This window comes from Kitasatospora sp. NPDC054939 (assembly GCF_053610105.1).
The window spans coordinates 15,901-28,896 of record NZ_JBSGXP010000044.1 but is presented as its reverse complement, the minus strand read 5'-3'; the positions used below and the strand labels follow the sequence as shown (position 1 = coordinate 28,896).

Annotated in this window: 13 protein-coding genes; 4 read left to right on the top strand and 9 right to left on the bottom strand. The window is 72.9% G+C overall.

Features of this window, described 5'->3' with window-relative positions; translation table 11 throughout:
* Positions 1-2: 2 nt before the first annotated feature.
* The 3 genes from ACWGB8_RS15240 to ACWGB8_RS15230 form a co-directional block, all read right to left on the bottom strand.
* The gene (locus tag ACWGB8_RS15240; RefSeq protein ID WP_452213811.1) at positions 3-833 is read right to left on the bottom strand and encodes a carbohydrate ABC transporter permease; all 831 of its coding nucleotides are present in this window, start codon (positions 831-833) and stop codon (positions 3-5) included.
* Entirely contained in the window at positions 830-1,855 is a 1,026-nt protein-coding gene (locus ACWGB8_RS15235; RefSeq protein ID WP_452213809.1) for a carbohydrate ABC transporter permease, read from the bottom strand. The genes ACWGB8_RS15240 and ACWGB8_RS15235 overlap by 4 nt, the downstream gene beginning before the upstream one ends.
* Positions 1,856-1,947: 92 nt before the next feature.
* A complete protein-coding gene (locus ACWGB8_RS15230; protein ID WP_452213808.1) occupies positions 1,948-3,225 on the bottom strand; it encodes an extracellular solute-binding protein in 1,278 nt (425 codons plus the stop codon).
* A gap of 336 nt (positions 3,226-3,561) precedes the next feature.
* On the opposite strand from ACWGB8_RS15230, the gene ACWGB8_RS15225 reads away from it, so the two are divergent.
* Positions 3,562-4,353, top strand: coding sequence for a GntR family transcriptional regulator (locus tag ACWGB8_RS15225; RefSeq protein ID WP_452213806.1), 792 nt, complete (start codon positions 3,562-3,564; stop codon positions 4,351-4,353).
* 237 nt (positions 4,354-4,590) lie between these two features.
* On the top strand, positions 4,591-6,537 hold the full coding sequence (locus ACWGB8_RS15220) for a BTAD domain-containing putative transcriptional regulator (RefSeq protein ID WP_452213804.1): 1,947 nt from the start codon (positions 4,591-4,593) through the stop codon (positions 6,535-6,537).
* Here the strand turns inward: ACWGB8_RS15220 and ACWGB8_RS15215 are convergent.
* The 6 genes from ACWGB8_RS15215 to ACWGB8_RS15190 all read right to left on the bottom strand — a co-directional run bounded on the left by ACWGB8_RS15215 (position 6,444) and on the right by ACWGB8_RS15190 (position 10,699).
* Positions 6,444-6,935, bottom strand: a complete 492-nt coding sequence (locus ACWGB8_RS15215) for a S26 family signal peptidase (protein WP_452213802.1) — start codon at positions 6,933-6,935, stop codon at positions 6,444-6,446. The genes ACWGB8_RS15220 and ACWGB8_RS15215 overlap by 94 nt on opposite strands.
* Position 6,936: 1 nt before the next feature.
* A complete protein-coding gene (locus tag ACWGB8_RS15210; RefSeq protein ID WP_452213800.1) occupies positions 6,937-8,898 on the bottom strand; it encodes an ABC transporter ATP-binding protein in 1,962 nt (653 codons plus the stop codon).
* The gene (locus ACWGB8_RS15205; protein WP_452213798.1) at positions 8,895-9,443 is read right to left on the bottom strand and encodes a TlpA family protein disulfide reductase; all 549 of its coding nucleotides are present in this window, start codon (positions 9,441-9,443) and stop codon (positions 8,895-8,897) included. Before ACWGB8_RS15205 ends, ACWGB8_RS15210 begins: the two co-directional genes overlap by 4 nt.
* Positions 9,444-9,600: 157 nt before the next feature.
* A complete protein-coding gene (locus tag ACWGB8_RS15200) occupies positions 9,601-10,149 on the bottom strand; it encodes a MauE/DoxX family redox-associated membrane protein (RefSeq protein WP_452213797.1) in 549 nt (182 codons plus the stop codon).
* 68 nt (positions 10,150-10,217) lie between these two features.
* Entirely contained in the window at positions 10,218-10,415 is a 198-nt protein-coding gene (locus ACWGB8_RS15195; protein WP_452213795.1) for a hypothetical protein, read from the bottom strand.
* A gap of 83 nt (positions 10,416-10,498) precedes the next feature.
* Positions 10,499-10,699 carry a hypothetical protein gene (locus ACWGB8_RS15190; RefSeq protein WP_452213793.1) on the bottom strand — a complete coding sequence of 67 codons (201 nt, stop codon included), beginning with the start codon at positions 10,697-10,699 and terminating at the stop codon, positions 10,499-10,501.
* 406 nt (positions 10,700-11,105) lie between these two features.
* Here ACWGB8_RS15190 and ACWGB8_RS15185 point away from each other — a divergent pair, with 406 nt between their 5' ends.
* Positions 11,106-11,366: a DUF3311 domain-containing protein gene (locus ACWGB8_RS15185; protein WP_452213791.1), complete on the top strand. Its 261-nt coding sequence runs from the start codon at positions 11,106-11,108 to the stop codon at positions 11,364-11,366.
* Positions 11,363-12,976, top strand: a complete 1,614-nt coding sequence (gene mctP / locus ACWGB8_RS15180) for a monocarboxylate uptake permease MctP (protein WP_452213789.1) — start codon at positions 11,363-11,365, stop codon at positions 12,974-12,976. The genes ACWGB8_RS15185 and mctP overlap by 4 nt, the downstream gene beginning before the upstream one ends.
* Positions 12,977-12,996 lie beyond the last annotated feature (20 nt).

The window sequence follows — 12,996 nt, the reverse complement described above, 5'->3', positions numbered from 1 at the left end:
GATCAGCCCTTCACGGCGCCGTCGGTGAGACCACTGACGGCCCTGCGCTGCAGGAAGATGAACAGGATCAGCACCGGAACGGCGAACAGGGTGGAGGCGGCCATGGTGGCGCCCCAGTCGTTGCCGAAGACGCTCTGGAAGGTGGTCAGCCAGAGCGGGAGGGTCTGGGTCGCCTGCTCCTTGTTCATGATCAGGACGAGCGGGAACTCGTTCCAGGCGGTGATGAAGCCGAACAGCGAGGTGGACATCAGGCCCGGGGCCAGCAGCGGGAAGATCACCTTCACGAAGGCCTGCGAGCGGGTGCAGCCGTCCACCATCGCCGACTCCTCCAACTCCTTCGGCACCGCGGCGATGAAGCCGCGCAGCGTCCAGATGGTGAAGGGCAGCACCATCATCATGTAGAAGATGGTCAGCGGGAGCAGGCTGTTCAGCAGGTCGTTGTCGCGGGCGATCATGTAGACCGCGATCGTCATGACCTCCCAGGGGGCCATCTGCGCGGCCATCACCACGAGGATGAAGGACTTGCGTCCGCGGAACCTCATCCGGGCGATGGCGAAGGCGGCCAGGGTGGCGATGACCAGCGAGATGAGCACCGCGCCGACCGTGACGATCAGGCTGTTGGTGACGAAGGTCCAGAAGTTCTCGGCGCTGATCGCCCGCGAGAAGTGGTCGAACGTCCCGTCCAGCGGGAGGAAGACCGGCTCCTTGGTGATGATGTCCCCGTTCTCCTTGAAGGAGGTGGACACCATCCAGTAGACGGGGAAGATGAAGAAGACGGCGAGGACGAGCGCGATCGCGTTCGGCCAGGAGCGTCCGATGAGCGAGCGCCTCACAGCTCGTCCTCCTGCTTCAGAATGATCCGGATGTAGTACGCCATCAGCACGCCCAGCATCAGGATGGTGAGCACCGAGATCGCGGCGCCGACGCCGTAGCGCTGGGAGCCGGTGCCCTCCAGGAAGGCGTGGATCGGCAGGGTCCGGGTGAGGCGGTCGGGGCCGCCCGCGTTGATGGCGTAGACCTGGGTGAAGGCCTTGAAGACCCAGATGACCTCAAGGAAGGTCGTGGCGAGGAAGAAGGGCTTCAGGCTGGGGAAGATCACCGAGCCGAAGATCTTGAAGGAGCCGGCGCCGTCCATCCGGGCGGCCTCGTACAGCTCCTTGGGGATGGTGGTGAGACCGGCGTACATGTTGAACGCGACGAAGGGGATGGAGCCCCAGACGATCAGCAGGACGATCACGAAGAAGGTCGAGAGCTGGTCGCCGGTCCAGTTGTACTCGGCCATCGAGTGCCAGCCGAGCCGGTCCAGGAACCAGTTGACCACGCCGTAGCGCTGGTCGAAGAGCCAGGTGAAGACGGTGGTGGCGGCCACGATGGGCATCGCCCAGGCGAGCACCAGCGCCATCGACAGGACCAGGCGCATCTTCTTGCCGAGGCGGTTGAGCAGCAGGCCGACCAGGGTGCCGCCGACCATGATCAGGACGACGTTGGCGGCGGTGAAGGCGAGCGTGCGGACGGTGACGTCCCAGAACTCCGGGTCCTTCAGCTGATCGGTGTAGTTGTCGAAACCGTTCCACTCGGTCAGGTGCAGGATGAACTGGCGCCTGTTGAGGTTCTGGAACGACAGCAGAATGATCTTGAGCAGCGGCCAGCCCAGCAGTAGGACGGTCGCAAGGACGGCCGGCAGCAGGAGCAGGTACGGCGCGATCCCGGCGCGACCGCTCCCGCGGCGCGGCGGTCTGCCGCTCTTCCCCGCAGTGACGTCGGCGCCGCGGCCGGCGCCCGATTCCCTGGTGGCCACAGCAGCCTCCCCCGACTCCGGGGACTGTGTCTGCACCCGCTCCGAATGCACAGCCATCGTTCTCTCTTCCTAACCAACCTGACCAACGACGGGTAGGCGTCGCCCACCGGCTCCCCGCCGGGAGCCGGTGAGCGACGCCGCTCGACCTGCTACTGCTTCTGGTTGAGACGCTTCGCGATCTCGTCGTCGGCCTTCTTGGCGGCGGCGGCGAAGTCACCCGTCAGCGCGCCGGTCAGGAAGTCCTTGATGGGGTTCGGGTTGTTCTCGACGTTCGCCCAGGTCGGGACGTTCGGCGTGATCGCACCGTTGGTGGAGGCCGGCAGGGCCGCCTTGGCGAAGTCGCCGGAGACCTGGCTGTTCAGGGCGACCTTGTTCGGCACGTTGCCGGCCTGGGCGACCAGGGTCTCGTGCTTGTCGTTCAGGGCGATCTTCAGGAGGCCCTTGGCGAGGTCCTTGTTCTTGCTCAGCTCGGAGACCGCGAGGTTCGAGCCGCCGAGGAAGACCGAGGAGGCCTTGTCCGCGGTCTTGCCCGGGAGCGGGAAGTAGCCGATCTTGTCGGCGCCCAGGGCCTTCACCGCCGGGGCGACCTCCCACGGGAGGCTGATGATGGAGCCGACGTCACCCTTGGCGAAGAGCTCGCTCTGCTGCGGCTTGGCCTCGTCCGTGTTCTTCGGGGCGGTCGAGTAGCTCTGCAGCTTCTTGTAGGTCTCCAGGGCGCGCTGGGCCTCGGGGGTCGACAGGCCGCCGACCCACTTGTCGCCCTCCTTCTTCGCCAGCTTGCCGCCCTCGGTGGTCAGCAGGCCGAAGTAGGCGTACCACGACTGGCCGGGCAGGTAGAGCGGCTCGTTGGTGGCGCCGGAGGACTTCAGCTTCTCCAGGGCGGCGTAGAACTCGTCCAGGGTCTTCGGGGCGGCGGCGATGCCGGCCTTGGTCCACAGGTCCTTGTTGTAGGCGACCACGCGGTTGGTGAACAGCCACGGGGCGGCGTACTGCTTGCCGTCCTGGACCGCGGACTCGTTCAGGTTGGCGGCCCAGTCGTTGCCACCCAGGTCGGCCTTGTCCTTGGTGAGGTCGGCGAGGCCGCCGGAGGCCGCGTAGCCCGCGGTCTGGGTGTTGCCGATCTCCAGGATGTCGACCGAGCCCTCGGAGAGCGCGGTGGTGACCTTGGCACCGATGCCGTCCCACTGCTGGGTCTGGAAGTTGACCTTGGCACCCGGGTAGGCGGCCTCGAAGTCGGCCTTGACGGAGTCCGTCCAGCCCTTCGGGGCGGTGCCGTCCATCAGCCAGACCGTCAGGGTCTTGCCGTTGTAGTTCTTGGCGGCGGCGGACGAGCCGTCCGAGGACTTCTTGTCGCCGTCCGAACCACACGCGGCCAGACCGACGACCATAGCCGCGACGCCGACCGCCGCAATGAGCTGACGCTTCACGCCATCCTCCTGAGGGATGCCTGGGTTACCCCCGTCGGGTGGCTGCGGCAGACCCGCACAAAGCGGGGGGAAAGGTGCCGCGGACTCCAGCGAACGGGTGGGGGGATTCATCGTTACCGGCCTAGTGGTGTAGACCAGATGCCTGGAGCTTGGCCTAGACCAATGGGCCTGTCAACGGCTGTTCGGGCAATCCCGGGGACCCGTTATCAAGCCGACACCGCACATCGTTCATCGCGTGATGAGGTATTCGTTCCGTAGCCATACATGCAACGATGTGAGGTGTTAACAAAGTGGCGGGGCCCGCAACGGCCCCGTGAGAAGCGGGAGACAGGTCCGATGAGCAGCGACGGGGGCACCACGGCCCAGGTCCACGACCCCCAGGTGAAGAACCTCCCGAACCAGGCCGGTGCGGACGCCACCGCCCGCGTGCCCAAGTACTACGGGCTCAAGCGCCACCTGCTGCAGCTCACCGAGACCCAGCCGGCCGGCACCCCCGTCCCGCCCGAGCGGGCCCTGGCCGCCCAGTTCGACACCTCCCGCACCACCGTCCGCCAGGCCCTCCAGGAGCTGGTGGTCGAGGGCCGGCTGGAGCGCATCCAGGGCAAGGGCACCTTCGTCGCCAAGCCCAAGGTCGCCCAGGCCCTCCAGCTGACCTCCTACACCGAGGACATGCGCGCCCAGGGCCTGGAGCCCACCTCCCGGCTGATCGAGATCGGCTACATCACCGCCGACGACCACCTGGCTCCGCTGCTGGACATCAAGGCCGGCGGCCGGGTGCTGCGGATCGAGCGCCTGCGCCTGGCCAACGGCGACCCGATGGCCATCGAGGTCGCCCACCTCTCCGCCAAGCGGTTCCCGGCCCTGCGCCGCAACCTCGCCAAGCACAACTCCCTGTACACCGCGCTGCGCGAGGTCTACGGGGTGACGGTCGCCGAGGCCGAGGAGACCATCGAGACCACCCTCGCCAACCCGCGCGAGGCCGGTCTGCTCGGCTCCGACCTCGGACTGCCGATGCTCCAGCTCTCCCGGCACTCCTTCGACGCCGACGGCGACCCCGTCGAGTGGGTCCGCTCCATCTACCGCGGCGACCGCTACAAGTTCATCACCCGACTCCAGCGCCCGGAGTAGGGACCGCCCGGCGGACCGGCGCCCCGGCGCCGCAGCGTCCGCCGGACGGACCCGGGTCGGAACCTCCCCTGCACCGACCAGCGGTCGGCCGTCCCCGGACGGCCCGCGGGCACGCCTGCCGGACCAGGGCGCCCCGGCGGCTCCTCGGCGTGCCCCGACTCTCCGACGGGGGCGGGGCGCGCGCCGCCCCGCCCCTACCGAGCCATGCCCCGCGGGGCAGCACAGTAGGGGGATCTGTTGCAGTTCGGACTTCTCGGCCCCACCATCGTCCAGGACGCCTCCGGCGTCCTCACCGTCCCGTCCGGCCGCCGCCGGGTGCTGCTCGCGGCCCTGCTGCTGCGGGCCGGCCGCAGCGTCGGCAGCACCGAGCTCATCGAGCTGATCTGGGACGGCCGGCCCACCCAGGGCGCCCGCGCCACCCTGCACAGCCACGTCACCAGGCTGCGGCGGGCCCTCGGCCCGGAGGCCGGCCGCCGACTGGCCACCGACCGGGACGGCTACCGGCTCACCGTGCTGGACGGCGAGTTCGACATGGCCGTCTTCCGCAGCCGGGCGGCGCTCGGCCACAGCGCCTACGTGGCCGGCGACTGGGCCCGCGCCCACCGCCACTTCGACTCCGCCCTCGCCCTGTGGCGCGGCGAGCCGCTGGCCGACATCGACCACGACCGGCTCCGCCAGGAGGCCGCGGGCCGGATGCTGGAGACCCGGGTCAACGCGCTGGAGTGCCGCGCCGACGCCGGACTGCGGCTCGGCCACCATCACGCCCTCGCCGCCGAACTCGCCGGGCTGGTCACCGAGCACCCGCTGCGGGAACGGCTCTGGGGCCAGCTGATGCTCGCCCTCTACCGCTGCGGCCGGCAGGCCGACGCCCTTGCCGCGTACCAGAGCTGCCGGCGGCTGCTGGTGGACGAGCTCGGCATCGAGCCCGGCGCCGAACTGGCCGGGCTGCACACCCGCATCCTGGAGCGCGACCCGCTGCTCGACCCGCCCCGGCCGCCGGAGCCGCCCGTACCGCCGCTGCGCGCCCCCGCGACGGGGGTGCCGACCGACCCGGCCGGCCCCGCCGCCGCCGCACCGGCCACCCCGGCGGCTCCCGCCGCGGCGGGCCCGCAGCCCGCGCCACCGGCCGGGCCGCGCGCCGTCCCGGCGAAGGACTGCGGCACCCCGCGGCCCGCCGCACCACCGCGCCAGCTCCCCGGCAGCCCGCCGCACTTCGTCGGCCGCCCGGCCGAACTCGACCGGATCGCCGCCCTGCTCGACGCCCCCGCCGGCTGCCCGGTGGTGATCGCCGGCCCGCCCGGGATCGGCAAGAGCGCCCTGGCCGTCCGCGCCGCGCACGACCTCGCCGACCGCTTCCCCGACGGCGTGCTCTACCTGGAGCTCGGCGGCACCCGCACCCCGCGCCCGGCCCGCTCCCTGCTGCGGCGGGTGCTGACCGACCTCGGCGCCCTCGACCTGCCCGCCGACCCCGGGGACCTCGCCGTCCGGCTGCGCGAGCTGACCGCCGACCGGGCCGTCCTGATGGTGCTGGACGACGCGGCCTCGGCGGGCCAGATCCTCCCGCTGCTGCCGGCCGGCGGACCGGGCCGCCTCCTGGTGACCGGGCGCAGCCGCCGCCTCGCCACCGACCCCGGCCACCTGCTGGACCTCGGCCCGCTCGGCCCCGACGACTGCCACGAGCTGTTCGCCCGGGCCATCGGGCACCGCCGGGCCGCCGCCGAACCGGCCGCCGTCCGGGCCGTCCTCGCGCACTGCGCCGGGCACCCGCTGGCCGTGCGCAGCGCCGCCGCCCGGCTCGGCGCCCGGCCCGACTGGCCGATCCGCACCTTCGCCGACCTGCTGACCGACGCCGAGCGCCGGCCCGAGCGGCTGGGCCTGGACGACCCGGAGGTGTACCGGCACCTGGCGGACGCGCTGCACCCGCTGGTCGACCGGCCCGAGTGGCTGCTGCGCCGGCTGCGACGGCTCGGCCCGGAGGAGTGGGAGCCCGCGGCGACCGCCCACGCGCTCGGCCTCTCCCCCGGGTACACCGAGACGGTGCTGGAGCTGCTGGTGGACGCCCGGCTCCTGGAGTCCCCCGCGCCCGGCCGCTACCGGCCGGCCGGGCTGCTGAGGGTGCTCACCGCCGGACCGGAGCCGAGCCTGCGCACCACCGTGCCGAGGATCCGGTCGGCCGGGAAGTAGCCCCACTGCCGGGAGTCCTCGCTGTGCTCGTGCTCGCCGACCACCAGCACCCGCCCGGGGGGCACCACCGCCCCCGGGGCGGCCCCGGTGACCGCGAGCAGCTCCGCCGGCACCGGGTCGCCCGGCGCGGCCAGCACCCGCTTCACGTACCAGCGGGCGTCGCCGGGCCCGCGGGGCACCGGCCCGGTCCAGCCCGCGCCCGGCTCGGGGCGCTGCAGCACCAGCTGCTCCCCCGCGGCCGGGCGCCGGCGCCGTCGGCTGACCAGCAGGCGGTCGCCGGGCAGCAGCACCGGGCTCATGCTCAGGCCGCGCACGGTGACCAGCACGAAGGTGCGCCGCAGCAGCGCCACGGCGGCGGCGAGCAGCAGCAGCGGGAGGGCGATCAGGACGGCCGCCACCTCACACCGCCGCCGCGTAGCCGGCCGCCTGCAGCCGGAACAGCCGCGCGTACTCGCCGCCGGCCGCGAGCAGCTCGGCGTGGTCGCCCTGCTCGGTGATCCGGCCGTCGGCCAGCACCACGATCCGGTCGGCGCCGCGCACCGCGCCCAGCCGGTGCGAGATCAGCAGGCTGGTGGCACCCGTCCGGTGCCGGCGCAGCTGCTCGTGGATCTCGTGCTCGGCCTCGGCGTCCACGTTGGCGCTGGGCTCGTCGAGGATCAGCAGGTCGCGGCCCTCCCGGAAGTAGGCGCGGGCCAGCGCGAGGCGCTGCCACTGGCCGCCGGACAGCAGGGCACCGGACGCGGCCTGCTCCTCGGCCGGGGAGTCGGCGAAGAAGATCCGGCTGAGCAGGGTGTCGTAGCCCTTCGGCAGGGCGGCCAGCCGGTCGTGCAGCCCGGCCCGGCGGGCGGCGAGTTCCACGGCGGCCCGGTCACCGGCCCGGTCGAGGTCGCCGAGGGCGATGTTCTCGGCGGCGGTCAGGTCGTAGCTCATGTAGTCCTGGAAGACCGCGCCGAGCCGGCGGCGCAGCTCCTGGTGCGGGACGTTCCGCAGGTCGGTGCCGTCCCAGCGGATGCTGCCGCGGGTCGGCTCGTAGAACCGGCAGAGCAGCTTGACCAGGGTGGACTTGCCGGCGCCGTTGAGCCCGACCAGGGCGAGCGAGCTGCCGTACGGGATCGTGAGGTCGACGCCGCGCAGCACCCAGGGGCCGTCCTCGGTGTAGCGGAACCAGACGTCGCGCAGGTCGAGGCCGGTGCGCAGCGCGGGCAGCCGGGCGGGTGGCTCGGCGGCGGGCCGTGCGGGTGGTGCGGTCGGTGCGGGCTGGACGGGTGGCTCGGGCCGCACGGTGACGACGGCGTCGTAGTGGCGGTGCAGCAGGATGCCCTGGTGGACGGCGGCGCCGTCGACGGCCAGCTGGGCCAGGCCGGTCTGCAGGCCCGCCAGGGCGGCGGTGAAGGCGGTCAGGCCGCCCAGGGTGAGGGCGCCGTCGGCGACCCGTCCGACGGCCCAGAGCAGGCCGAGCGCGGAGAGCAGCGCGGTGCCGAGGGCGAGCGGCGCCTGCTGGCCGAGCACCCGGCGGGCCAGCTCCCGCTCCTGCCGGTGGACGGCCAGTTGCTCGGTGCGCATCCGGGTGCGCAGGAAGTCGCCGAGGCCGAACAGCCGGACCTCCTTGAGCGCCTGGAGGTCGGTGAGCAGCTCCTGGTAGAAGATCTGCCGCCGGACGGCGTTGCCGGTGGCCGACATCATCCGCACCAGCCGGGTGGCGTTGCGAATCCGGCCGACCACCCCGGGGACGGCGGCCAGCGCCGCCGCGAGGGCCAGCAGCGGGCCGATCGCCAGCAGCACGCCGAGCAGCCCGGCCACCGTCACGACCGTCCGGGCGGCGCCGAACAGCGCGCCGAGCACCTGGCCGGGCACGGTGGCGCCGGCCTGCTCGGCGAGCCGCAGCCGGTCCAGGAAGACCGGGTCCTCAAACGGGCCGAGGCCCGGGATCCGGTTGACCGCGCCGAACAGCTCGTCCTGGACGTGGGCCGACACCGCCCGGGTGATCTGGTCCTCCAGGTACGCCTGGACGTGCGGCAGCACCGCCTGCAGCACCCCGGCGGCGGCGAGCGCGCCGAGCACCGGGGCGAGCTCCGCCGTCCCCCGGCCGGCGGCCAGCCCGTCCATCAGCAGTTTCAGCTGCCAGGCCAGGGCGGTGGGCAGCAGGCCGGCCAGCACCGCCAGGGCGAGGGTGAGGCCGCTCGCCCCGGGGGCTGCGCGGCGCAGCAGCAGGAGGATCCGGCCGAGCGAGCGCACCCGGCCCGGCGCGGCCGCGGGGTCGGCGGCCGGGCCGGGGGTGGCGGAAGGGGCGGGACCGGCGGCGGTGCCGGGGCCGGGGGCGGGACCTGCGGCGGCACCGGGGTGGCGGGGGTCGGCGGTCATGCGGCGGTGAGCGCCGGGAGGTCGGCGAGGGTGACCGCGGAGTGGGTGACGTGGCCGTGCTCGTCCAGCAGGGCGAAGCCGGGCAGCAGGTCGACGGCCAGACCGCGGCCGATCCCGCCGGTGACCGGCTCGGTCACGGTCCGGGCGACGGCGGCGAGCGGGGCGGCCAGCGCGGCGGCGGCCCCCGGTTCGCCGGCCACCACGGCCAGCACCCGGGCGCGGCCGCCGGGGAACTGCGCGGCGGCCTCCAGGAACGACGGAAGCGCCTCCTCGCAGCTCGGGCAGGTGGTGGAGAAGTAGCCGAGCAGGGCCGGGCCGCCGCGGAAGTCGGAGTCGGCCACCGGGTCGCCGTCGACCGTGACGGCGGTGAAGGCGGGCAGCGCGGTGCCGGGACGGATCGGGGTGGGCGCGGCGCTGTTGCGGTTGAGCGCGCGGGAGAGGTCGGTCTCGAACTGCCGCATCCGGCGCACCAGCAGCAGGGTGCAGAGCATGCTGGCGACGGCGAGCAGGCCGACCAGGACCAGGGCGGCGACCAGAACGGGCATGGGAGCTCCAGGGTTGTGCGTCCGGGCGGAGCGGCGTCCGGCCGGGGTGGTGGCGGGGAGCGGCGCGGGGGCCGGAACCAGGTACGGATACGGGTACGGGCGGACGGCACGAGGGCCGGAAGCGGGCGAGCGGGACGGGGCCGGCGGACCGGAGGGGCTACCGGACCGGCCGGGGCGGCCGGAGCAGGTCGACGGCCTCGTCCAGGAAGACCACGAGGAGGACGGGCAGCGCGGCGGCCCCGGCGGCGAGCAGCACCACGGCCGGCCCCGGCGCCTCCCCGGACCCGGACCCGGCCCCGGCCGGCGGCCCGAGCAGCGGGACGGCCAGCGAGGCGGCCAGCAGGAGCAGGTTGCGCACCACGTGGCGCGGGGCGATCGGGGCGGCGGCGCGCCCGAAGCAGGCGCAGGCGACCCGGGTTCCGGCCCGCAGCACCCGGACCAGGGCGGCGGTGAAGGCGGCGAACAGCAGCACCGCGCCGACCGCGGCGGCGGACCGCAGCACCGGGACGAGCAGCGCCACCGCGAGTGCGGCCTCGGCCGTGACCAGGGCGGTGGCGGTGCCCGCGGCCCGGCGGCCGGTCAGCCCCGTGAGGGCGCGGACGGCGTCCCGGGCCTGCGCCCGGGCCCGCAGCTTGCCGAGCGCGGAGCCGGCGAGCACCCCGGCGACGGTGAACGAGCAGATCAGGAGGACGAGCTGGCGGATCATGCGAGGACCTCTCCCCCGCCGGGGCGCGCCCCCGGCCCGAGCCGCGGGCCGGGGGCGCACCGGTCGGATCAGGCGCAGACGCCGTAGTACTTGTAGTAGCTGGTGCCGGCGCAGGTGGGGCTGATGACCCACCAGCGGCAGAACTTGCGGCCGACGCTGTCGCAGTAGCAGTCGTTGGTCGCCCAGTAGCTGCGCGGGGTGCAGCCGGCGGCGGCCTCGGTGCCGGGGACGAGCAGTTCGGTGAGCTTGGCGGCGATGCGGTTCACGGTGGTTCCTCGGGTACTGGTGCGGCGGCCGCGGATCGGGTGCTGCCGCCGGCGGGGTGTGCGGGCCGGTGGTCGTGCAGGGGTCAGGAGCAGGCGCCGTAGAACTTGTAGCCGAGCGAGTGGGCGGTGCAGTTGCCCGCGACGTACATCCGCTTGCAGTACTTGCGGAACATGTTGTCGCAGTAGCAGTCACCGGTGTTCCAGTACTCCTGGTAGGAGCAGCCGGCGGCGGCCTCGGTGCTCGGCACCAGCAGCGCGGTGAGCTTGGCGGCGATGCGGTTCATGGATCCTCCTCGGGTGCGGGACCGGCGATCCGGCCCGGCGGCCCGGCCCAGTGGTCTGGACCAGTGACTGCGATCCTGCCGCCGCCCGCTGCACCCCGGCTGCCCTTCGCCTGCAGAGCAGCGCACTCCGGCGTGCAGCCCCGGTGCAGCGCTCCGGCGTACACGCGGGCGCGCCCGCGCGGGTGCCGCTGTCCGGCATCCGGGAAATCCTGCCAATTCCGGTGACATGGGTCACGTCATGCTCTACATTTCGCAGCCGTACTGACTGCCGATCACCAGTGGTGCTGCTCGGCGGGTCCGGGGGAGCGTGCGGCCCCCGGGCTGCGGCGCCGACGAGGTGAGCCCCCTCCGAGCGGAGCCGAACATGTCGTCAGAAGTCCAGGTCCCGGACGGGCCCCAACCTGTCATGCCCGAGCCATCCGGCCCGGTGCCCGCCGTGACGCCGGAGCGGGTGCTGGCCGCACTCGCCCTGCTCGTCCCGATCGTCGCCGTGCTCTGGGTGGGCTCGTACAACAAGACCGAGCCCGAGCTGGGCGGCGTGCCCTTCTTCTACTGGTACCAGCTGCTCTGGGTGCCGGTGTCGGCCGGCTTCACGGTCGCCGCGTACCTGCTGATCAACCGCGACGAGCGCAACCGCCGCGCGGCGAAGGCCGGGGGTGCCCGATGAACGGGGTTAACGTTCCCGCGCTGACGGTCTTCGTGCTGTTCTTCGCGCTCGTCAGCGTGATGGGCTTCCTCGCCTCGCGCTGGCGCAAGGCCGACAACGCCCTCCACCTCGACGAATGGGGCCTCGGCGGACGCAGCTTCGGCACCTGGGTGACCTGGTTCCTGCTCGGCGGCGACCTCTACACCGCGTACACCTTCGTGGCCGTGCCCGCCGCGGTGTACGCCACCGGTGCAGCCGGCTTCTTCGCGGTGCCGTACACGATCATCGCCTACCCGCTGGTCTTCCTCTTCCTGGCCCGGCTCTGGTCGGTCTCCCGGGTGCACGGGTACGTCACCCCCGCCGACTTCGTGCGCGGCCGGTACGGCTCCCGCCCGCTGTCCCTGGTGGTGGCGCTGACCGGCATCCTCGCCACGATGCCGTACATCGCGCTGCAGCTGGTCGGCATCCAGGCGGTGCTGGACGTGCTGGGCGTCGGCGGCGGGGAGAGCACCCACTGGTTCGTGAAGGACCTGCCGCTGTTCCTGGCCTTCGGCGTGCTGGCGGCCTACACCTACTCCTCCGGGCTGCGGGCGCCGGCCCTGATCGCCTTCGTCAAGGACACCCTGATCTACATCGTGATCATCGTCGCGGTGATCTACATCCCGCTGCGGCTCGGCGGGTACGGCAGCATCTTCGACGCGGTCGCCGAGAAGTTCAGCGCGCCCAAGTCGGCCGGCTCGCTGACGGTGGCGGACAACAAGCAGTGGACGTACGCCACCCTGGCGCTCGGCTCGGCGATGGCGCTGTTCATGTACCCGCACTCGGTGACCGGTGTGCTGGCGTCCAAGTCCCGCAACACGGTCCGCCGCAACATGGCGATCATGCCGGCGTACTCGCTGATGCTGGGCCTGCTGGCGCTGCTCGGCTTCATGGCGGTCGCGGCGGGCGTCGGCAAGGGCGTTCCGGGCTTCAACGCCCAGCTGTCGGTGCCGCAGCTGTTCGAGAACATGTTCCCGGACTGGTTCACCGGGGTGGCCTTCGCCGCGATCGGCATCGGCGCCCTGGTGCCGGCCGCCATCATGTCCATCGCCGCGGCCAACCTCTTCACCCGCAACGTCTACAAGGAGTACCTGCGGCCGGACGCCACCCCCGCCGACGAGACCCGGGTCGCCAAGATCGCCTCGCTGCTGGTGAAGGTCGGCGCCCTGGCCTTCGTCCTCACCATGGACAAGCAGGCCGCGATCAACCTCCAGCTGCTCGGCGGCATCTGGATCCTGCAGACCTTCCTCTCCATCGTGGGCGGCCTGTTCACCCGCTGGTTCCACCACTGGGCGCTGTTCGCCGGCTGGGCGGTCGGCATGGTCTACGGCACCTGGAAGGCGTACGGCATCTCCAGCCCCGCCACCAAGCACTTCGGCGGCTCCTCGGCCGAGATCCCCGGCATCGGCGAGATCGGCTACATCGGCCTGACCGCCTTCGTGCTCAACCTGGTGGTCGCCGTGGTGCTCACCCTGGTGCTGCGGGCCGTGAAGGCGCCGGAGGGCCCGGACGAGACCAAGCCCTCCGACTACACCGCCGAAACCGGTGACGAGGAGCTGAAGAACGCGCCGGAGCCCGTGCCAGCGCACTGATACGCCCCCTGATACGCCCC

Bases quoted from the DNA above. Each gene is read 5' to 3' on its own strand.
- ACWGB8_RS15235 (WP_452213809.1), bottom strand. From the start codon at position 1,855: ATGGCTGTGCATTCGGAGCGGGTGCAGACACAGTCCCCGGAGTCGGGG.
- ACWGB8_RS15200 (WP_452213797.1), bottom strand. From the start codon at position 10,149: ATGATCCGCCAGCTCGTCCTCCTGATCTGCTCGTTCACCGTCGCCGGG.
- ACWGB8_RS15205 (WP_452213798.1), bottom strand. From the start codon at position 9,443: ATGCCCGTTCTGGTCGCCGCCCTGGTCCTGGTCGGCCTGCTCGCCGTC.
- mctP (WP_452213789.1), top strand. From the start codon at position 11,363: ATGAACGGGGTTAACGTTCCCGCGCTGACGGTCTTCGTGCTGTTCTTC.
- ACWGB8_RS15185 (WP_452213791.1), top strand. From the start codon at position 11,106: ATGCCCGAGCCATCCGGCCCGGTGCCCGCCGTGACGCCGGAGCGGGTG.
- ACWGB8_RS15190 (WP_452213793.1), bottom strand. From the start codon at position 10,699: ATGAACCGCATCGCCGCCAAGCTCACCGCGCTGCTGGTGCCGAGCACC.
- ACWGB8_RS15210 (WP_452213800.1), bottom strand. From the start codon at position 8,898: ATGACCGCCGACCCCCGCCACCCCGGTGCCGCCGCAGGTCCCGCCCCC.
- ACWGB8_RS15225 (WP_452213806.1), top strand. From the start codon at position 3,562: ATGAGCAGCGACGGGGGCACCACGGCCCAGGTCCACGACCCCCAGGTG.